18 protein-coding genes are annotated in these 20,100 nt (G+C 75.4%); 9 read left to right on the top strand and 9 right to left on the bottom strand.

The genetic code is table 11. The features are described 5' to 3' along the window. Positions 1-40 precede the first annotated feature (40 nt). The 6 genes from rhaI to ACI79L_RS16005 all read right to left on the bottom strand — a co-directional run bounded on the left by rhaI (position 41) and on the right by ACI79L_RS16005 (position 6,372). Positions 41-1,222: an L-rhamnose isomerase gene (gene rhaI, locus ACI79L_RS15980; RefSeq protein WP_456937737.1), complete on the bottom strand. Its 1,182-nt coding sequence runs from the start codon at positions 1,220-1,222 to the stop codon at positions 41-43. After that, positions 1,219-1,581: an L-rhamnose mutarotase gene (locus tag ACI79L_RS15985; protein WP_456937738.1), complete on the bottom strand. Its 363-nt coding sequence runs from the start codon at positions 1,579-1,581 to the stop codon at positions 1,219-1,221. The genes rhaI and ACI79L_RS15985 overlap by 4 nt, the downstream gene beginning before the upstream one ends. A 67-nt stretch (positions 1,582-1,648) precedes the next feature. Further along, complete coding sequence (gene rhaS, locus ACI79L_RS15990) at positions 1,649-2,737, bottom strand: rhamnose ABC transporter substrate-binding protein (protein ID WP_456937739.1); 1,089 nt, start codon at positions 2,735-2,737, stop codon at positions 1,649-1,651. A 59-nt stretch (positions 2,738-2,796) separates the two neighbouring features. Next, a complete protein-coding gene (locus tag ACI79L_RS15995; RefSeq protein WP_456937740.1) occupies positions 2,797-3,801 on the bottom strand; it encodes an ABC transporter permease in 1,005 nt (334 codons plus the stop codon). After that, positions 3,791-4,870: an ABC transporter permease gene (locus tag ACI79L_RS16000; protein ID WP_456937741.1), complete on the bottom strand. Its 1,080-nt coding sequence runs from the start codon at positions 4,868-4,870 to the stop codon at positions 3,791-3,793. The genes ACI79L_RS15995 and ACI79L_RS16000 overlap by 11 nt, the downstream gene beginning before the upstream one ends. Further along, a complete protein-coding gene (locus ACI79L_RS16005; RefSeq protein WP_456937742.1) occupies positions 4,867-6,372 on the bottom strand; it encodes a sugar ABC transporter ATP-binding protein in 1,506 nt (501 codons plus the stop codon). The genes ACI79L_RS16000 and ACI79L_RS16005 overlap by 4 nt, the downstream gene beginning before the upstream one ends. Positions 6,373-6,618: 246 nt before the next feature. Between ACI79L_RS16005 and ACI79L_RS16010 the strand changes: the two genes are divergently transcribed. The 5 genes from ACI79L_RS16010 (at position 6,619) to ACI79L_RS16030 (ending at position 11,608) form a co-directional block, all read left to right on the top strand. Beyond that, the gene (locus tag ACI79L_RS16010; protein WP_456937743.1) at positions 6,619-7,650 is read left to right on the top strand and encodes a LacI family DNA-binding transcriptional regulator; all 1,032 of its coding nucleotides are present in this window, start codon (positions 6,619-6,621) and stop codon (positions 7,648-7,650) included. Next, positions 7,647-8,420, top strand: a complete 774-nt coding sequence (locus ACI79L_RS16015) for a (Fe-S)-binding protein (RefSeq protein ID WP_456937744.1) — start codon at positions 7,647-7,649, stop codon at positions 8,418-8,420. Before ACI79L_RS16010 ends, ACI79L_RS16015 begins: the two co-directional genes overlap by 4 nt. Positions 8,421-8,431: 11 nt before the next feature. Next, the gene (locus tag ACI79L_RS16020) at positions 8,432-9,949 is read left to right on the top strand and encodes a LutB/LldF family L-lactate oxidation iron-sulfur protein (RefSeq protein WP_456937745.1); all 1,518 of its coding nucleotides are present in this window, start codon (positions 8,432-8,434) and stop codon (positions 9,947-9,949) included. Beyond that, complete coding sequence (locus ACI79L_RS16025) at positions 9,946-10,566, top strand: LutC/YkgG family protein (protein ID WP_456937746.1); 621 nt, start codon at positions 9,946-9,948, stop codon at positions 10,564-10,566. Before ACI79L_RS16020 ends, ACI79L_RS16025 begins: the two co-directional genes overlap by 4 nt. A 157-nt stretch (positions 10,567-10,723) precedes the next feature. Beyond that, on the top strand, positions 10,724-11,608 hold the full coding sequence (locus ACI79L_RS16030) for an FkbM family methyltransferase (protein WP_456937747.1): 885 nt from the start codon (positions 10,724-10,726) through the stop codon (positions 11,606-11,608). 111 nt (positions 11,609-11,719) lie between these two features. Here the strand turns inward: ACI79L_RS16030 and ACI79L_RS16035 are convergent, their stop codons facing one another. Further along, the gene (locus ACI79L_RS16035) at positions 11,720-12,082 is read right to left on the bottom strand and encodes a thioredoxin family protein (RefSeq protein WP_456937748.1); all 363 of its coding nucleotides are present in this window, start codon (positions 12,080-12,082) and stop codon (positions 11,720-11,722) included. A 138-nt stretch (positions 12,083-12,220) separates the two neighbouring features. On the opposite strand from ACI79L_RS16035, the gene ACI79L_RS16040 reads away from it, so the two are divergent. Continuing rightward, positions 12,221-13,504 (top strand): PP2C family protein-serine/threonine phosphatase, encoded by a 1,284-nt coding sequence (locus ACI79L_RS16040; protein ID WP_456937749.1) that lies wholly within the window; start codon positions 12,221-12,223, stop codon positions 13,502-13,504. Positions 13,505-13,645: 141 nt separating this feature from the next. Here the strand turns inward: ACI79L_RS16040 and ACI79L_RS16045 are convergent, their stop codons facing one another. Next, positions 13,646-14,503, bottom strand: coding sequence for a patatin-like phospholipase family protein (locus ACI79L_RS16045; protein ID WP_456937750.1), 858 nt, complete (start codon positions 14,501-14,503; stop codon positions 13,646-13,648). 176 nt (positions 14,504-14,679) lie between these two features. On the opposite strand from ACI79L_RS16045, the gene ACI79L_RS16050 reads away from it, so the two are divergent. Beyond that, a complete protein-coding gene (locus ACI79L_RS16050; protein ID WP_456937751.1) occupies positions 14,680-16,653 on the top strand; it encodes an alpha-amylase family protein in 1,974 nt (657 codons plus the stop codon). A gap of 15 nt (positions 16,654-16,668) precedes the next feature. Here ACI79L_RS16050 and ACI79L_RS16055 read toward each other — a convergent pair whose 3' ends face one another. Next, positions 16,669-17,466, bottom strand: a complete 798-nt coding sequence (locus ACI79L_RS16055; protein ID WP_456937752.1) for an alpha/beta fold hydrolase — start codon at positions 17,464-17,466, stop codon at positions 16,669-16,671. 78 nt (positions 17,467-17,544) lie between these two features. On the opposite strand from ACI79L_RS16055, the gene ACI79L_RS16060 reads away from it, so the two are divergent. Together ACI79L_RS16060 and ACI79L_RS16065 are read left to right on the top strand one after the other, a co-directional pair. Beyond that, positions 17,545-18,483, top strand: a complete 939-nt coding sequence (locus tag ACI79L_RS16060) for an alpha/beta hydrolase (RefSeq protein WP_456937812.1) — start codon at positions 17,545-17,547, stop codon at positions 18,481-18,483. An 84-nt stretch (positions 18,484-18,567) separates the two neighbouring features. Then, complete coding sequence (locus ACI79L_RS16065; protein ID WP_456937753.1) at positions 18,568-20,070, top strand: diguanylate cyclase domain-containing protein; 1,503 nt, start codon at positions 18,568-18,570, stop codon at positions 20,068-20,070. The last annotated feature ends 30 nt before the right edge of the window (positions 20,071-20,100 follow it).

A 20,100-nucleotide genomic window follows, 5' to 3' on the forward strand; every position in this document is an offset into this window, starting at 1 on the left:
GCCATTTCTGCCGGGGAGGTGAGGGGCGGGAGGTCCTGGATCAGGCGCCCCAGGAGGCCTGGGTGCCGCCGATGCGCTCGCGGGCGATGCGCTCCTGGTGGCCGGAGCGGGCGTAGGCGGCGTAGGGGTCGGCGTCGAGGCCCTTCGACTCGCGGAGTTCGGCGAGCAGCGGGCGGACGTCGGTGGAGAAGGCGTCGTTCAGCGCGCCGTGCGCGGCGAGCACGTCACCGGAGGACTGCGCGGCGGCCAGCGCCTCGCGGTCGACCAGCAGCGCCTTCGCCGTGGCCTCCTGCACGTTCATCACCGAGCGGATCTGGCCGGGGATCTTCGGCTCGATGTTGTGGCACTGGTCGAGCATGAAGTTCACGCCGGCGCCCGAGAGCGCGTCGGCGGCCACGATCTCGTTCATGATCCGGAACAGCTGGAACGGGTCGGCGGAGCCGACGATCAGGTCGTCGTCGCCGTAGTAGCGGGAGTTGAAGTCGAAGGCGCCGAGCCGGCCCACCCGCAGCAGCTGCATGACGATGAACTCGATGTTGGTGCCCGGCGCGTGGTGGCCGGTGTCGAGCACGACGGTCGCCCGGTCGCCGAGGGCCAGGCAGTGCAGCAGCGAGGTGCCCCAGTCGGGGACGTCCATCGCGTAGAAGTACGGCTCGTAGAACTTGTACTCGAGCAGCAGCCGGTGACCCGGGTCGAGCAGCGCGTAGATCTGCTGCAGGGAGTCGGCGAGCCGGTCCTGCCGGCCGCGCAGGTCGTCCTGGCCGGCGTAGTTGGTGCCGTCGGGCAGCCACAGCTTCAGGTCGGTCGAGCCGGTGGCGCGCATGACGTCGACGCACTGCGCGTGGTGCGCGATCGCCTTGTCCCGCACCGCCTTGTCCGGGTGGGTGAGCGACCCGAGCCGGTAGTCGTCGTCCTGGAACAGGTTGGAGTTGATCGCGCCGATCGAGACGCCGAGGTCGGCGGCGTGCGCGGCGAGCTTGGAGAAGTCGTCGACGAGGTCCCACGGGACGTGCAGCGACACCCGCGGCGCGGCGCCGGTCCAGCGGTGCACCTGGGCGGCGTCCTCGATCTTCTCGAACGGGTCGCGGGCGACGCCCGGCTGGCCGAAGACCTTGAACCGGGTGCCGGAGTTGCCGAACGCCCAGGAGGGCAGCTCGATGGTCTGCTCGGCCAGCGCGGCGAGGGCGCGGGCTCTGCGATCGGGGGTGCCGGGGTCGGTCACGAGGGGTCTCCGTTCGGGGCGGGAGCGGTCGACGGGAGCTCCGCGAGCTGGGCGTCGAGGTCGAAGACGAGGTCGAGCGAGGCCTTGCCGCGGCCGTCGCCGGTGGCGAAGAAGGGGGCCATCTCGGCCTCCCACCGGGCGCTCACCTCGGTGGCGTCCACGGCGGCCTGCGCGGCGGTGAGGTCGTCGGTCTCCACGATCCCGACGAGCAGGCCGTCCTCGCGCAGGTAGAGCTGGTAGGCGCCCCAGCCGGCGTCGCGCAGGGCGTGCAGCATCTCCGGCCAGACGGCGGCGTGCCGCTCGCGGTACTCGGCGAGCCGGTCCGGGCGGACCTGGAGGGTGAAGCAGGCGCGGGGCACGAGGGTCTCCTTGCGGGGGTCCCGGTCCCGCCGCCGGGGAGCCGGCGGCGGGACCGGGCGCGACGACTCAGAAGTCGAAGTCGTCGATGTTGTCGGCGTTGAACACGGTGGGCTCGCCGAGCACGACGACCCCGTCGGCGCCGACCTCGTACTCGCCGAGGTCACCGGCCTCGAAGGTCTCGCCCTCCTCGCCGGTGATCTGGCCGGCGGCCAGCGCGGCGCCGGCGTAGGCGGCCAGGTAGCCCAGGTCCTCCGGGTTCCACAGCGCGAAGGCGGTCACCGTGCCGTCCTGCACGAACTCGCGCATCTGGTTCGGGGTGCCCAGGCCGGTCAGCGCGACCCGGCCCTTGTACTCCGAGCCCGACAGGTAGCGCGCCGCCGCGGAGATGCCCACGGTGGTCGGCGAGATAATTCCCTTGAGGTCCGGGTAGGTCTGCAGCAGACCCTGGGTCTCCTGGAAGGACTTCTCGTCCTCGTCGTCGCCGTAGACCGTCGTCACGATCTCCATGTCCGGGTACTCCTGCGCGGCGTACTCGGTCATGAGCTCGATCCAGGTGTTCTGGTTCGTGGCGTTCGCCGTCGCCGACAGGATCGCGACCTGGCCGGCGCCGCCGATCTGCTCGGCCATGAGGTCGATCTGCGTCTGCGCGATGCCCTCGGCCGTGGCCTGGTTGATGAACAGGTCGCGGCACTCGGGGTCGGTGTCCGAGTCGAAGGTGACGACGCTGGCGCCGCCGCTGCGGGCCTGGTCCAGGGCGCTGCAGATGGCGTTCGGGTCGTTGGCCGAGGTGAGGATGACGTCGGCGCCCTGCTGGGTCAGCGTGTTGATGTAGCTGACCTGTGAGGAGGCGCTGGCCTCGGACGGGCCGACCTGGCTGAACTCGCCCTCGACCTCGCCGACGGCGCGCTCGGAGCCGGTGGCCGCGACGTCGAAGTAGGGGTTGTTCAGCTGCTTGGGCAGGAAGGCGATCGCGAGGTCGGCGGGGATCTCGGCGTCCGGGTTGGCCGAGGCGCCGGCGGCGTCGTTGCCGCCGCTGCTCCCCTCGTCCTCGCCGCGGGTGGTCCCGCCGCAGGCGGCGGTGGTGAGCACGACGGCGGCCACCGCCACGCCGGTCAGGCCACCGCGCAGGCGGCGGCTGGTCAGGAACAGCGACATCGGGTCCCTCTCTTCGGGTGGGTGGGGTCTGGTGGTGCGGCGGTGCGGATCAGGGGGAGTCAGGTCGCGGCCGGGCGTCGTCGCCGGCCCTTGACCCGGGCGGCGACCTGCGGCGCGACGACGGCGGTGATCAGCAGGACGCCGGTGACGATGTTGAGGACGTCCGAGGGCACGTTGACCAGCTGCAGCGCGTTGCGGACCGAGGCCAGCAGCAGGGCGCCGGCCATGACGCCGAGCAGGCCGCCGCTGCCGCCGAAGATCGACACGCCGCCCAGCAGGATCGCCGCGATGACCTGCAGCTCCAGGCCGGTGGCGTTGTCGGCGCGGGCGCTGCCGTAGCGGAGGGTCCAGTAGACGCCGCCGAGCGCGCTGACCACGCCGGTGGCGACGAACAGCCACAGCTTGGTGCGGGCGACGTCGATGCCGCTGAACCGGGCGGCGTCCTCGCTGTTGCCCATCGCGTACAGCGAGCGGCCGACAGGGGTGGCGTGCAGGACGACCGCGGTGATCGCGACGAGCACCAGCAGCGGGAGGACGACGGTGGGGATGCCGGTCGAGCCGATCGAGCTGATCGCCCACGTCGTCCAGGCGCGCGGGAAGTCGGCCACCGCCTGGTCGCCCAGGACGACGAACGCGAGCCCGCGGTAGAGCGCCAGCGTGCCGATGGTGACCGCCAGCGAGGGCAGCCCCAGCCGGGTCACGAGGAACCCGTTGACCGCGCCGAGCACCGCGCCCAGCACGAGCACCAGCGGGATGATCGCCTCCAGCGGCAGCCCGGCCACCCACAGCTGGCCCATGACCGCGCTGGACAGGCCGACGACGCTGGCCACCGACAGGTCGATCTCGCCGGTGACCACGACCAGCGTCAGCGGCAGCGCGATGAGCGCGATGACGACGACGTCGAGCAGCAGGAAGCCGGCGTTGCGGGTGCTGGCGAAGCCCTCGACCGCCACCGAGGCGATGACCAGGAACAGCACGAGGAACGTGGTGATGACGCTGCCGCTGGGCAGGGTCAGCCCGCGGCGGGCCGGCGCGGCCGGGGCGGGGGCGGTCTCAACGGTCACGGCGGGCGTTCCTCCCCCGGAGGCGGGCGGCCAGGCGCAGCTGCAGCGCCCGGTCCAGAGCGATGGCGGCGAGGATCAGCGCGCCGACGGCGGCGTCCCGCCAGAACGGGTCCAGGCCCAGCTGCGGGAGCGCGGTGCCGATCGTGGTGAGCAGCAGCGCGCCGAGCGCGGCGCCGTAGACCGAGCCGCTGCCGCCGAAGATGGCGACCCCGCCGACGACGCAGGCCGCGACGACGAACAGCTCCTGGCCGCTGCCGGCGGTGGTGTCCAGCGTCTGGAACCGCGCGGCGTAGAGGACGCCGGCGAGCCCGGCGAGCGCCCCGTTGACGACGAACGCGGTGAGGACCCGCCGGCCGACCGGGATGCCCGACAGCCGCGCGGCCTCGGGCGCCGAGCCGATGCCGTACAGCTCGCGGCCGCTGCGGAAGGTCCGCAGGTAGTAGCCGACGACCAGGACGACGGCGACGGCGATGAGGAACAGCACCGGGATGCCGAGCACCCGGGCGCCGCCCAGGGACTTGAACCCGGCGGGCAGGTCGGCGGCGTTGATCTGCAACCGGTCGGCGCTCGACGCCCACAGCGAGTCCAGCCCGCGGAAGGCGTAGAGCGTGCCGAGGGTGACGACCAGGGAGGGCACCCCGGCGGCCGCCACGATCAGGCCGTTGAGCAGGCCGCACACCGCGCCGACGGCCATACCGGCGAGGATCGCGACCACCACCGGCGTGCCGGGGGCGACCACCAGCAGCGTGCCGGTGGCGTAGGCCGACAGGCCCAGCACCGAGCCGACCGACAGGTCGACGTTGCGCGTGATGATCACCATCGTCTGGCCGGCGGCCAGGACGGTGAGGATCGCCGCGGACAGCAGCAGGTCGCGGACGTTCTGCCCCGACAGGAACCGCGGGTTGGCGATGACCGTCACGACGACGAGCAGCACGAGCGCGGCGAGGATGCCGAGCTCGCGGACCACGAACAGCCGGTGGACCAGCGCCGACCCGCGGCGGCCGGTGCGCTCGGGCGCGGCCAGCTCCTCCGGCAGCTCCGCGGGCGTCTTCGTCAGGGGCGCGCTCACCGGGCGGCCCCCGCGGCCGAGGAGCCCTGGCCGGTGGCGGCCAGCATCACGCTGTCCTCGTCGGCGCGGGCGCGGGGGATGTCGTCGACGAGGCGACCCTCGGAGACGACGAGGACGCGGTCGGCCATGCCGAGCACCTCCGGCAGTTCGCTGGACACCATGACCACGGCCAGCCCCTCGGTGGCCAGCTCCGACAGCAGCCGGTGCACCTCGGCCTTGGTGCCGACGTCGATGCCGCGGGTGGGCTCGTCGACGATCAGCACGCGCGGCTCGGTCGACAGCCACTTGGCCAGGACGACCTTCTGCTGGTTGCCGCCCGACAGCGTGGACACCGGGTCGCTGAGCCTCCCGGCCTTGACCTGCAGCTTCCTCGACCACTCGGCGGCCTGCGCGCGCTCGGCGCGGGAGCTGAGCAGGCCGGCCCTCGCCAGCTTCCAGCGGCGGGTGAGGGTGGCGTTCTTCTCCACCGAGAGCTCCATGACCAGGCCCTGCTGGCGGCGGTCCTCGGGGACCAGCGCGATGCCGGCGGCCATCGCCGCGGCCGGGTCGCCCTTCCTCAGCGCCTTGCCGGAGACCCGGACCGAGCCGGCGTCGTAGGTGTCCACGCCGAAGACCGCGCGCACGATCTCGCTCCGGCCGGCGCCGACCAGGCCGGCCAGGGCGACGATCTCCCCGGCCCGCACGTCGAAGGAGACGTCGGAGAACACGCCGCGGGTGGTCAGGCCGCGCACCTCGAGCACGACGTCACCCGGCTCGACGTCGACCTTCGGGAACAGCGAGGAGACCTCGCGGCCGACCATCCGGCGGACCACCTGGTCGACGGTGAGGTCGCGGGCGAGGTCGGTGGAGACCCACTGCCCGTCGCGCATGACGGTGATCCGGTCGCAGAGGTCGAACACCTCGTCGAACCGGTGGGAGATGAACAGCACCGCGGCGCCGGAGTCGCGCAGCGACCGGGCGACGGCGAACAGCCGCTCCACCTCGACGCCGGACAGCGCGGCGGTCGGCTCGTCCATGACCAGCACCCGCGCGTCGAACGACAGCGCCTTGGCGATCTCGACCATCTGCTGGTCGGCGATCGACAGGCCGCGCGCCGGGCGGTCGGGGTCGAGAGCGACGCCGAGGCGGTCGAACAGCGCCCGGCAGCGGCGGCCGAGCTCGCGGCGGTCGATGCGGCGGCCCGGCAGCAGCGGCTGGCGGCCCATGAAGATGTTCTCCGCGACCGACAGGTCGGGGAACAGCGTGGGCTCCTGGTAGATGACCGCGATCCCGGCGGCCCGCGCGGCGGCGGGGTCGGCGAGGGTCACCGGCCGGCCGTCGAGCAGCACGCGGCCGGTGTCCGGGCCGTGCACGCCGGCGAGGATCTTCACCAGCGTCGACTTGCCGGCACCGTTCTCGCCGACGAGCGCGTGGGCCTCCCCCGCGCGCAGCTCCAGCTGTGCGCCGCGCAGCGCGGCGACCGCGCCGAAGCTCTTGCCCACGTCCTCGAGGGCCAGGACCACGGCGCCGTCCTGAGCCCGACCGGCCGCCGGCGGCGCGGGTGGCGCCGAGGCGTGGTCCACGACGACCACCTCCGTTGTGAAACGATTCAGACGTGCTGTGGCGCAGACCATAGGGAGCCGTTTCGAGACGTGTCAACACCGCGCGTCCGGTCCGTGACCGGTGTTTGACACGTTTCAGTCAAGGGGTGACGATCGCTGCTGGACGGTGTCCCCCGTCACCCACCCCGACCCCCGCGAGGAGACGCCGTGCCGGTGAGCATCCGCGACGTCGCCGAGCACGCCGGCGTCTCGGTCGGGACGGTGAGCAACGTCCTCAACCGCCCCGAGGTGGTGAGCGGGCCGACCCGCGAGCGGGTGCTCGACGCGATCGCTGCGCTCGGGTTCGTGCGCAACGAGTCCGCCCGCCAGCTGCGCGCCGGGCACAGCCGCACGATCGGCCTGGTCGTCCTCGACATCGCCAACCCGTTCTTCACCGACCTCGCGCGTGGCGTCGACGACGTCGTCGACCCGGCCGGCCTCGCGGTGATCCTGTGCAACTCCGACGACCGCCCGGAGAAGGAGGCCGCCCACCTCGACGTGCTCGCCGAGCAGCGGGTGCAGGGCGTCCTCATCACCCCGACCGCCGAGCTGTCGCCGCACCTGGACTCGCTGCGCCGCCGCGGGGTGCCGGTCGTGCTGGTCGACCGGCGCGCGCCCGGTCCCGACCAGTGCGCGGTCGCCGTCGACGACGTCCTCGGGGGCCGGCTGGCCGCCGAGCACCTGCTCGAGCGCGGGCACCGGCGGATCGCCTTCATCGGCGGCGCGTCCGGGCTGCCGCAGGTGCAGGAGCGGCACGCCGGCGTCGTGGCCGCCGTCCGGGAGGCCACCGGCGACGACGACGCGCTGCTGGTCCTCTCCCCCGAGCACCTCACCGTCCAGGGCGGCCGCGAGGCCGCGGCGCGGATCGTCGGCCTGCCCGCCGCCCGCCGGCCCACCGCCGCGGTCTGCGCCAACGACCTGCTCGCCCTCGGGGTGCTGCAGGAGATGGTCCGCCAGGGCGTGCGGGTGCCCGACGACTTCGCGATCGTCGGCTACGACGACATCGACTTCGCCGCGGCCGCCGCGGTGCCGCTGACCTCGGTGCGCAAGCCGCGGGCGGCGCTCGGGTCGCGGGCCGCCGAGCTGCTGCTGGACGAGGCGCGCGGCGAGGGGCACGTGCACGTGCAGGAGGTCTTCGAGCCGACGCTCGTGGTCCGCGAGTCGAGCATGGTCTTCCGCGACAGAGAGGGGACCCCGTGAGGGTCGCGCTGTTCGCCACCTGCCTGGTGGACACGGTGGTGCCGCAGGTCGCCCTGGCCACCGCGCGGCTGCTGGAGCGGCTGGGCCACGAGGTGGTCGTGCCGCCGACGCAGGCCTGCTGCGGGCAGATGCACGTCAACACCGGCTACCGGCGCGAGGCGGTGCCGATCGTGGCCAACCACGTGCGGGCGTTCGCCGGCGCGGAGGCGGTCGTGGCGCCGTCGGGGTCGTGCGTGGCCTCGATCCACCACCAGCAGGCGGCCGTCGCCCGCCGCGCCGGCGAGGAGGGGCTGGCCGCCGAGGCCGAGGCGCTGGCCGCGCGCACGTACGAGCTGTCGCAGTTCCTCGTCGACGTGCTCGGCGTGACCGACGTCGGCGCCTACTACCCGCACCGGGTCACCTACCACCCGACCTGCCACTCGCTGCGCCTGCTGCGGGTGGGCGACCGGCCGCTGCGGCTGCTGCGCGCGGTCCGCGGGCTGGAGCTGGTGGAGCTGCCGGGCGCGGAGTCCTGCTGCGGGTTCGGCGGCACGTTCGCGGTGAAGAACGCCGACACCTCGACGGCGATGCTCACCGACAAGATGGCCGCCGTGCTCTCCACGCACGCCGAGGTGTGCACCGCCGGGGACGCGTCCTGCCTGATGCACATCGGCGGCGGGCTGTCCCGGCTGCGCTCGGGCACGCGGACGGTGCACCTGGCCGAGATCCTCGCCTCGACGGAGGAGAGCGTGAACCCGAACCAGTCCACCGCCCCCGCGGTCCCGGCCTGAGGACGGCAGAAATGGCCATTTCTGCCGCTTCCCCGGAGCCGACCCCGCTCGCGCCGGGCGCCCCCCGCTCCGGGACGACGTTCCTCGGCCTGCCGACGGCGCCGCGCGGCGTCGGCCACCTGCGCGGCACGCAGCCCTTCCCCGAGGCCGCCCGCACGGCCCTGCGCGACGGGCAGCTGCGCGCCAACCTCGGCCGCGCCACGACGACGATCCGCGGCAAGCGCGCCGCCGTCGTCTCCGAGGTGCCGCACTGGGAGCAGCTGCGCCAGGCCGGGAAGGCGCTCAAGGCCGCCACCATGGCCCGGCTCGACGAGCACCTCGAGGAGCTCGAGCGGCAGGTCACCGCGCGCGGCGGCACCGTGCACTGGGCCCGGGACGCCGCCGAGGCCAACCGCATCGTCACCGACCTGGTGCGGGCCACCGGCAGCGACGAGGTGGTCAAGGTCAAGTCGATGGCCACCCAGGAGATCGGCCTCAACGAGGCGCTGGGAGGCGCCGGCATCGAGGCGATCGAGACCGACCTGGCCGAGCTGATCGTGCAGCTCGGCGAGGACACTCCGAGCCACATCCTCGTGCCGGCGATCCACAAGAACCGCTCGGAGATCCGCGAGATCTTCAGCCGCACCATCCCCGGCGTCGACCCCGGCCTGACCGACGAGCCGCGGCAGCTGGCCATGGCCGCCCGCGCCCACCTGCGCGAGCGGTTCCTGCGGGCGCGGGTCGCGGTCAGCGGGGCCAACTTCGCCGTCGCGGAGACCGGCACGCTCGCCGTCGTCGAGAGCGAGGGCAACGGCCGGATGTGCCTGACGCTGCCGCGGACGCTGATCACCGTCATGGGCATCGAGAAGGTCGTGCCGCGCTGGGAGGACCTCGGCGTCTTCCTGCAGCTGCTGCCCCGCTCCTCCACCGGCGAGCGGATGAACCCCTACACCTCGCTGTGGGCCGGCGTGACCCCCGGCGACGGGCCGCAGGAGTTCCACCTCGTGCTGCTCGACAACGGCCGGACGGCGGTGCTCGCCGACGAGGTGGGCCGCGAGGCGCTGCACTGCATCCGCTGCTCGGCCTGCCTCAACGTCTGCCCGGTCTACGAGCGCACCGGCGGGCACGCCTACGGCTCGGTCTACCCCGGCCCGATCGGCGCGGTGCTGTCCCCGCAGCTGACCGGCGTCGAGGACAACGCCTCGCTGCCGTACGCGTCCTCGCTGTGCGGCGCCTGCTACGACGTGTGCCCGGTGGCGATCGACATCCCCTCGATCCTCGTGCACCTGCGCGCCGAGCACGTCGAGGCGCAGGAGCGGCCCACCGCCGAGGCGGTCGCCTTCCGCGGGCTGGCGCGGGTGATGAGCAACCCGCGGCTGTGGCACCTCGCCCAGCGCGCGGCCGGGCTCGGGCGGCTGCTCGCCCGGGGGAAGCCGACGCTGCCGGCCGCGCTGCCGCCCCCGGCGAGCGCCTGGACCCGCACCCGCGACCTGCCCACCCCGCCGGGGAGGACGTTCGTGCAGCAGTGGAACGAGGAGCACGGCCGGTGAGCGCGCGCGAGGAGGTGCTCGGCCGGATCCGGACGGCGCTCGGCCCGGAGCGGCCGCCGGTCGCCGTCCCGCCGGTGCCGGCGCCGCGCGAGCTGCCGGTGGCCGAGCTGCTGGACCTGCTCGCCGAGCGGGTGGAGGACTACCGCGCCACGGTGCTCCGGTGCGCGCCGGCCGACGTCCCGGCGACCGTCGTCCGCGGCCTGGACGCAGCGCTCGGCGCCGGCTGGGACCCGGCCGGTGTCGTCGTCGCCCCCGGGGTGCCGGCCGCGTGGCGGCCCGCCGGCGCGGCCGAGGACGACGGCCGGCCGGCGGTGGAGCTCGCCGCGTTCGCCGCGACGCTGACCGGCGTGGCGGCGGCGGTCGCCGAGACCGGCACGCTGGTGCTCGACGGGTCGCCGCTGTCGGGGCGGCGGGCGCTGTCGCTGCTGCCCGACGTCCTGGTCTGCGTGGTCGAGGCCGCGCAGGTGGTGCCCGACGTGCCCGACGCCCTGGCCCGGCTGGACCCGGTCGCCCCGCTGACGATGGTCAGCGGCCCGTCGGCGACCAGCGACATCGAGCTGCAGCGGGTCGAGGGCGTGCACGGACCGCGCACCCTGGTCGTCGTCCTCGCCGGCTGACCCGCCGCCCGGTCCCGTGCCCGTCCCGCGGATCGGAGGCGCCGCGACCGCTGCGGGTCCCTGAGCGGCTCACCCGGGGGCACTCCAGGCCTGGCTGCGCCACGGCGGGATCGCTAGATTGACGGCCCGTCTTCCGGCGGGAAGCGAGGTGGTCGGCGTGTTCACCGCCCGACAGGCGCAAGGCGCCGTCAGGCGGTTCGCGCCGCCGACGATCCACCGGCTCGCCTTCACCTTCATGCACCCGGCGAACCGCGGCCACCGCCTGGCGGCTGTCGGCCGGGTCGCCCGCTACGAGGTGAGGACACGGCTGCTGCGGCGTCCGTCGATCGTGCCGCTCGGTGAGCGGTCGAGGATCATCGCCTACACCGGCGAGACCAACCCGCCGCACGCCGTCCACACCAACCCGCCGAACTGGCGCGAGACGCGCACGTGGCAGCGCGTGCTCGGACCCGGGGACCTGTTCGTCGACGTCGGCGGCAACGTCGGCATCTACACGATCCTCGCGCACGACCTGGGGGCGGAGACGATCACCTTCGAGCCGGACCGGCACAACTGCGAGCGCATCCGCGAGAACCTGTCCCTCAACGACTACACCGGGGAAGTGCTGGACAAGGCTGCCGCCGACGCACCCGGCACGGTCCGCCTGACCGAGGGGCTCGACTCCTACAACCACCTGCTCGGCGACGGGGAGCCGGGTGGGGTCGAGGTGGAGGCGGTCACCGTGGACAGCGTGATCGGCGACCGCCACGTGGCCGGGCTCAAGGTCGACGTCGAGGGCGCGGAGCGCCTCGTCCTCGAAGGCGCCCGCCGCGCGCTGTCCGAGGGCCGGATCAGGCTCATCCAGGTGGAGTGGAGCGGCGACGAGGTGCAGCGCACCCTCGGGGAGTCCCGGCAGCCGCTCGAGGAGCTGCTGCGCAGCTACGGCTACCTGCTCTACCGGCCGGACGAGCTGGGCCGCCTGCACCGGATCGAGGGCGAGGTCCCGCCCGGCCGCGACGTCTTCGCCTCGCTGGTCCCACTGGAGGAAGCGGCTGCGCCGTAGCGCGGTCGCGGGCCCGCCACACGCCGGCCCTGGTCGTGCCGGACGCGCCGACGTGGCCGCGCTCGTCGCCGGCCCCGTCCTCCGACTGCGGGGAGACCCGCAGGACGGGTCCTAGTCGAGCGGCGGCGGGTAGGTCGCCCGCACCGCCTGCATGTCCAGGGCGCGGACGGTGTCCACGAGCAGGTCGACCGAGTCCGCGGGGATCCACCCGGGCTCGGCGAAGACCAGCACGCCGTCGCGGTAGACCCGCAGCGTCGGCGCCGACCGCACGCCCAGCTCGGCCGCCAGCGCGGCCTCGGCCTCGGTGTCGACGGCGGTGAAGCGCAGGTCCGGGTGCCGCGCCGCGGCCTGGTCGAACACCGCGGTGAACGCCCGGCTGGTGCCCGACCGCGACGTCCGGAAGTCGACCAGCACGATGCCCGGCGCGGACACCGTCGTCGCGAAGTCCGCCGCGCCGATGCTCGCCGTCGCCATGTCCGCCTCCCGTCCCCTCCCCCAGTGTGGCCCGGGGTCCACCGCCGCACAGCGGGTGCGACCTGCGGGTCCGCGGGTGACGGCTGCCGTACGCTCCGTACTCGGCACCCTCGCACAGGGAGCCGGGACGGAGCCGGGGTGAGCACTCACGACGGGACCGGGGACGTCGAGCGCTACCGCTACCTCGCCGAGGTCACCGAGTCCCTGACCCAGAGCCTGGACGCCGGCACCGCCGCCGACCGGCTCGCCCGCCTGGTCGTGCCCGTCCTCGCCGACTGGGCCACCGTCACCCTGCTCGCCGGCGACGGCGCCCCCGGCAGCTCCGCCCGCGCGCACCGGGACCGCGAGCGCCTCGACGACGTCGACACCTACCTCGCCGGCCGGGTCACCGCCCCGCGCGACCAGGCCGCGCTCGCCTCGGCCCTCTCGTCCGGCGAGCCCGTACAACTGGAGCGCATCGAGGCGGACCTGGGTCCGGAGTCGATGCCCGAGGGCCCGGTGCGGGCGGCCTGGGAGCGGCTGGACCCCCGGTCGAGCCTGTTCGTGCCGCTGCAGGCGCGCGGGACGGGGTTCGGCGTCCTGTCCCTCGTCCGGTGCGGCGACCGGCCGCCGGCCGGGCCCGCCGACGTCGCGCTCGCCGTCGAGGTCGCCCGCCGCGGGGCGCTCGCGCTGGACAACGCCCGGCTCTACGGCCGCCAGCTGCGGGTGGCCGAGACGCTGCAGCACAGCCTGCTCACCCCGCCGCCGCAGCCGCCCGGCCTCGAGGTCGCCGTCCGCTACCGGCCCGCGGTGTCGCAGCACCTGGTCGGCGGCGACTGGTACGACGCGTTCCCCCGTCCCGACGGGACCACGGTGCTGGTCATCGGCGACGTGGCCGGGCACGGCGTCGAGGCCGCCGCGGCGATGGCGCAGCTGCGCAGCGCGGTGCGGACCCTCGCCTACGACTCCCCCGACGGGCCGGCGCGGACGCTCGACCGCGTCGACCGGGTGCTGGCCGGCCTGCACGTCGGCACGCTGGCCACCGCGCTGGTCGCCCACCTGGCGCCCGCGCCCGGCGGCTCCGGCCGGCTGCTGCGCTGGTCGTCGGCCGGTCACCTGCCGCCGCTGGTGCTCGGTGCCGACGACGCGGTGCGGCAGCTCGACACCCCGCCCGAACGGCTGCTCGGCACCGACGAGCCGGGCCTGCGCCGCGACCACGAGGCGGCGATCGCGCCCGGCGAGACGCTGCTGCTGCTCACCGACGGGCTGGTCGAGGTCGGCCGGCAGGGCATCGACGAGGGGCTCGCCGCCGCCGCCGAGGCGCTGTCCGGGCTGTCCGGGCTGACCGCGGACGCCCTCTGCGACCGGCTGCTCACCCGCGCCCTGCCCGGCCGCTCCGACGACGACGTCGCCGTGCTCGCCGTCCGCGTCCTGCCGGACTGACGCCGCCCGACGTCCCTCGGGTGGTCGGCGGTCGGGGTCACCGGCCCGCGGTGTCCCCGGCAGCCGACCACCCGACGCCGGATGTCGACCTGGTGTCGCCTCGCGCCGCGGGAGACGACACCAGGTCGACGTCGGGCGGCGTCAGCCCCAGAACGCGCGGACCTCGTCGGCGACCCGCGCGGCCTGGGCGCGGCCGGCGCGGGCGCAGGGCTCCCGGGTGGCGGGGTCGAGCGGGTTGGTGCCGAAGGCGCGCACCGCGTCCTCGTCGGCGAGCACCAGGCACGCCTTCCCCTCGCGGCGCAGCGCCGCCAGCTCGTCGTCCAGCGACGGGCCCAGCGGGCTGCCGGCGATCCCCGCCATCGGCGCGACGACGAGCACCGTGGCGCAGCCGGCGGCGAGGTCGGCGTTGGTGGCCGAGCGCATCCCGCCGTCCATGAACCGCCGCTCCCCGATCGTGATCGGCGGGTAGACGCCCGGAACCGCGCAGGACGCGGCGACGGCGTCGAGCAGCGGGAACCCGGTGTCGCGGTCGACGGCGAGGAACTCCCCGTCCGCGGTGTCGACGGCGGTCACCACCAGCCGCTGCGCGGGCCACTCCGGGGACCCGATCCGCGCGCCGATGACCGCGCGCCGCTCGGACTCGGGCATGGTCTGCGCGCGCAGCGCGAGCCCGCCGATCCGGGCGCGCGCGTCCTGCTCGCCGGTCGCACCGGCCAGCGCGGCGGCGAACGAGGCGAGGAAGGCCGCGCCGTCGAACTCCACCGCCCGCTCGGTCGCCGGTACCGGCCCGAGCTGCGCGGCGTAGAGCTCCTCGAGGTCGTGACCGGTGCGCAGCAGCGTGCCGACGATCGAGCCGGCCGAGGTGCCCACCACCAGGTCGGCGTCCCGGACGTCGACCCCGGCGTCGGCCAGCCCGGACAGCAGCCCGATCTCCCAGGCGATCCCGGCGATGCCACCGCCGCCGAGGACCAGTGCCCTGCTGACCGTGGAACCGCCCACCTCAGGACTCCGGGGCGAGGAACGGGAGGACGTCGGCGACGTCCCCGGGCCAGGTGGACTGCACGGACAGCGGGGTGGCGGACATGGGCGCCAGTCTGCGGGACCCGGCGACGCCGTCGGGGTGCGGGCCGCCCCACCGAGGTGCACGCGGGGCCTGGACGCGATACGCAGGGCACATGAGCGCGGGGGCCGAACAGCTGCGGGCGGGGGCCCGGCGGGCGTGGGCGGCGCTGCGGCCGGTCCTCGCGGACGAGGCGGTCGCCGTCCTGGGCGAGGCGGAGGCCGACGCCTTCCTCGCCCGCGCCGACCTGGCGCTGTACGACGTCCACGAGCCGCTGGCGATCCTCTACGGGGACGCCGCCGACGACCTGTTCGCCCGCGGGCTGCGCGCCGCGCTCGCCGCGGCGGCCGAGCGGCCGGAGCCGCTGCGGCGGATCGACCGGCGGCGGGAGATCGACCCGGCGTGGTTCCAGCGGGCCCGGGTGCAGGGCTACGTCTGCTACGTCGACCGGTTCTGCGGCACGCTCGCCGAGCTGCCCGGCCGGCTCGGCCACCTCGCCGAACTGGGCACCACCTACCTGCACCTCATGCCGCTGCTGCGACCGCGCGAGGGCGAGAACGACGGCGGCTACGCGGTGGCCGACTACCGCGCCGTCGACCCGCGGCTGGGCACCATGGCCGACCTCGAGGCGGTGGCCGCGGCGCTGCACGAGCGGGAGATGGCGCTGTGCATCGACCTCGTGCTCAACCACACCGCCCGCGAGCACCCCTGGGCGCAGGGCTGGCTGGCCGGCGACCCCGCGTACGCCGGCTTCTACACCGCCTTCCCCGACCGGGAGGTGCCCGACGCCTACGACGCGACGATCCCGGAGGTCTTCCCCGACCGGGCGCCGGGCTCGTTCAGCTGGGTGCCCGAGGCGCGCGGCGGCGCCGGCGGCTGGGTGTGGACGACGTTCTGGCCGTACCAGTGGGACCTCGACTACACCAACCCCGAGGTGACGCTGGCGATGGCCGGCGAGATCGCCTGGCTGGCCAACCGCGGCGTCGACGTCTTCCGCATGGACGCCGTCCCGTTCATGTGGAAGCGGCTGGGCACCAGCTGCCAGAACCAGCCCGAGGGGCACACCCTCCTGCAGCTGCTGCACGCGCTGACCCGGCTGGCCGCGCCGGGCGTGGTGTTCAAGGCCGAGGCGATCGTCTCCCCCGATGACCTGGTCGCCTACCTCGGCGGCCACGACCGCTACCGGCCCGAGTGCGAGCTGGCCTACCACAACTCCCTCATGGTGCTGCTGTGGAGCAGCCTGGCCACCCAGGACGTCCGGCTGGCCCGGCAGGCCCTGCGCCGGATGCGGCCGATCCCGCCCACCGCCACCTGGTGCACCTACGTCCGCGGCCACGACGACATCGGCTGGGCGGTCACCGACGAGGACGCCGCCGCGGTCGGGCTCGACGGGTTCGCCCACCGCCGGTTCCTCAACGACTTCTACGCCGGCCGCTTCCCCGGCTCGTTCGCCCGCGGCGCGCTGTTCCAGGAGAACGAGGCCACCGGCGACGCACGGATCTCGGGGTCGGCGGCGTCCCTGTGCGGCATCGAGGACGCCCTCGACCGCGACGACCCGGTCGCCCTCGACGCCGGGGTGCGCCGGCTGCTGCTGCTCTACTCGGTCGCCTACGCCTTCGGCGGCGTCCCGCTGCTCTACATGGGCGACGAGCTCGCGCAGCGCAACGACGCCTCCTACCTGGCCGAGCCCGAGCGGGCGCCGGACAACCGCTGGATGCACCGCCCGCCCATGGACTGGGCGGCCGCGGCCCGCCGCGGCGACCCCACCACGGTGGAGGGCCGGGTGTGGGCCGGGATCCGCCGGCTCGGGGAGGTGCGCCGGTCGCTGCTCGCGCTGCGCGGCGGGGTGGAGTCGACGGTGGTCGACGTCGGCAACGACGCGGTGCTGGTCTGGCGGCGCAAGCACCCGCGCAGCGGCGCGTTCGTCGGGGTCGCCAACTTCTCGCCGCACCCGCAGCGGGTCGACGCCGACACCGTCACCGGGTTCGGCGCGTTCGCGCAGGTGCACGGCAGCGACGGTCCCCTGCCGGTCCGGGACGGCCTGCTGCTGGTCCCCGGCCTCGGCCACGCCTGGTTCGCCGAGCCGTGACCGGTGCGGACGACGTCAGCCGCGGAGGAACTCCCCGACCAGCGGCGCCAGGACCTCCGGCGCGACGACGTGGCCGGAGCCGGGGAGCACCCGCAGCGTGCCCGCCGGGAGGAGGTCCGCCACCTGCCGGGCCACCTCCTGCATGAACGGCGGGCTGTCGCCGCCGACCAGCACGAGGCCGGGCCGCGCCGCGCGGCGGGCGACGTCCTCGGGCACCGCGCCGCCGGTCTCGACGGAGCCGAGCACCGCGATCTCGTACGCCAGTGTCGGGGCGAGCGCGACCAGCTCCGCCCACCGCGGCGTCGCCCGCACCGCGTCGACCACCTCCCCGGGCATGCCGGTGCCGCGGCACCACCGGTCCACCGCCTCGTCCCGCTCTCCGTCGGCCAGCAGGTCCAGGATCCCGGCCGCGAAGGCGCGGCTCTCGTCCCGGAAGGCGGGATCGTCGGGGGCGAACGGCGGGTCGTGGAGGACGAACCGGTCCACCGGCAGGCCCGCGGCGACGGCGCGCAGCACCAAGGCGGCGCCGGAGGAGTGCCCGTACAGGGACGCGCGCCCGCCGACCGCGTCGAGCAGCGCGGCGAGGTCCTCGACCTCCCGCTCGACCGCGTACGGCAGGGTGTCCCCGCTGTCGCCGCGGCCGCGCCGGTCGTAGGTCACGGCCGTGGCGTGCTCGCCCAGCGCCCGGGCGGTGGGGCGCATCAGCGCGCGGTCGCAGGTGGCGCCGCACACCGTCACCAGCGGCGGCCCGGAGCCCCACACCTCGTAGGCGACGGGCGTCCCGTCCGCCGAGCGGACCGTCTCGTACGTCATGCCGGGGAGACCGGCCGACGGCGCACCACTCATCGGCACCGCTGACCGGCACGACACGGAGGAGGACACGTGGCACGGATGGACCTGAGGGTGCGGCTGCTCGGCCGGCTGGCCGCGCGGGCGTCGATCACGCGGATGGACGACGAGCGGCTGCGGAAGGCGCAGCAGCGGCGCGTGCCGCACAACCGGGTCACCGACCTGCTGCTCGGCGGCGTCGCCCCGGGGGTGCGGCTCGCCGACGGGACCGCGCGCGGCGAGGTCGGCAAGGTGCCGGTGCGCACGTACCGGCCGGAGTGGGCGACCGGCCCGCTGCCGCTGGTCGTCAACTTCCACGGCGGCGGCTGGGCGCTCGGGAACCTCGACTCCGCGGACTGGCTCTGCAGCTCGGTGTCGGCCACCGTCGGCGCCGTCGTCGTCTCGGTGGAGTACCGGCTCGCCCCGGGGCACCGCTGGCCGGCCGCGGCCGAGGACTGCCACGCCGCCCTGGCCGACGTCGTGGAGCGGGCCGCCGAGTTCGGCGCCGACCCCGAGCGGGTCGCGGTCATGGGCGACAGCGCCGGCGGCAACCTGGCCGCCGTCGTCTGCCTGATGGCCCGCGAGCGCTCCGGCCCGCGGATCGCCCACCAGGGGCTGGTCTACCCCTCGGTCGACCTGACGATGAGCAGCCCGTCGATCGACGAGAACGCGCACGCGCCGATCCTCACCAGGGCCGACTGCCTCGCCTTCCGCGACCACTACCTCGGCGACCGCGACCCGCACCACCCGCACGCCTCGCCGCTGCACGCCACCGACCACGCGGGCCTCCCGCCGGCGCTGGTGCAGGTGGCCGAGCACGACCCCATCCGCGACGACGGCGTGCGCTACGCCGCGGCGCTCCGGGACGCGGGCGTGCCCGTCCGGCTGACCGAGTACGTCGGCATGCCGCACGGGTTCCTCGCCTTCCCGCGGCTGTGCCGGTCGGCGCCGCAGGCGCTGGCGGAGCTGTGCGCGGAGCAGGCGGCGGTGTTCAGCCGCTGACCACCCCCTCCGGGTGATGGACCCGCGGGCCGGACCGGTCGATGCAGTGGAGGAGAACCCCTTCCCGAGCACGAGGGCGGCAGCATGGTCCGGTCGACGGCGCACCCGCGCCTGGCGGCGCTCGTCGTCGTCCTCGCCGCCGCCGGGACGCTGGCCACCACGCTCCTCGGGCCGTCCGGCGCCGCACTCGCCTCCGACCTGACCCAGACGCTGGCCGCCCTCGCCGCCGGCGCCGCGGCCGCGCGGTTCGCCGTCCGCAGCACCGGGTTGCGGCTGCGGCTGGCCTGGGCGCTGCTGGCCCTGGCCTGCACCTCGTGGGGCGCGGGCCAGGCGTACTGGACCGTCCTCGCCGCCCGCGGCGAGTCGCCGTTCCCGTCGCTGGCCGACGTCGGCTTCCTCGGCTTCTGCCTGTTCGCCGTGCCGGCGCTGGTCGTGCACCCGGCCGGCGGCGGGCGGACCGGCCGCCTGCAGCGGCTCCTCGACGCGGTGATGACCACCGGCGCGGTCGGCCTGGTCAGCTGGCAGACGGCACTGGGCGCGGTGCTGCGCGACGACGCCGGCCACCCCGTCGGCGCCCGGCTGCTGCTGGCCGCCTACCCGGTCACCGACGTCGTCCTGGTCGTGCTGGCCGTCCTGCTGGTCACCCGCACCCGCGGCGACCGCCGCCCGCTGAACCTGGTCGCGGCCGGCGTCAGCGCCCTGGCCGTCGCCGACAGCGCCTTCACCTACCTGTCGGCCACCGGCACCTACGACGGCGGGACCGCCGACGTCGGCTGGACGGCCGCGTTCGCCCTGCTCGCCGTGGCCGGGCTGTGCCGCACCGGCGGCGCGGGCGCCGGGCCCGACGGCCGCACCGGCGGCGTCCGCGGCACCGGCACCGCGGCGTCGCTGCTGCCGTACGTCCCGGTCGTGGCCGCGCTGGCCACCGCCCTGCTGCGCAGCCTCGCCGGCACGCCGCTGTCCCCCGGCGAGATGCTGGCCGCCACCGTGGTGATCGCCGCGCTCATGGTCCGGCAGTACGTGACCGTGCGGGAGAACGCGCGGCTCGCGGCCGACCTCGCCGCCCGCGAGGCGCAGCTGCGGCACCTGGCCTTCTCCGACCCGCTGACTGGGCTGGCGAACCGGTCGCTGTTCCTCGACCGGCTCGGGCACGCCCTGGCCCTGCACGCCCGGGACATGCGGCCGGTCGCCGTCGTCTTCCTCGACCTCGACGACTTCAAGGCGGTCAACGACACCCTCGGCCACGCCGCCGGTGACGAGCTGCTGCTGCGGGTCGCCGAGCGGCTCACCGGCGCGCTGCGCGGCGGCGACACGGTGGCCCGGCTCGGCGGCGACGAGTTCGCCGCGCTGCTCGAGGACGGCGGCGACCCGCTGGAGGCCGCCGCCCGCCTCACGGCGGCGATGGCCGTGCCGTTCGCCGTCGCCGGCCGCACCCGCGCCGTCGGCGCCAGCACCGGCGTGGTGGCGCTGGCTGCCGGCGACGCCGCGGTGGGCGCCGACGAGCTCATGGCCCGCGCCGACGCGGCGATGTACGCCGCCAAGCGCGCGGGCAAGGGCCGCGTCGTCCACCACGGCGCCCCGGCCTAGGCCCGCCCTCCCGGCTGCGGCTCCGCCACT

This window comes from Geodermatophilus sp. SYSU D00684, from assembly GCF_054050455.1.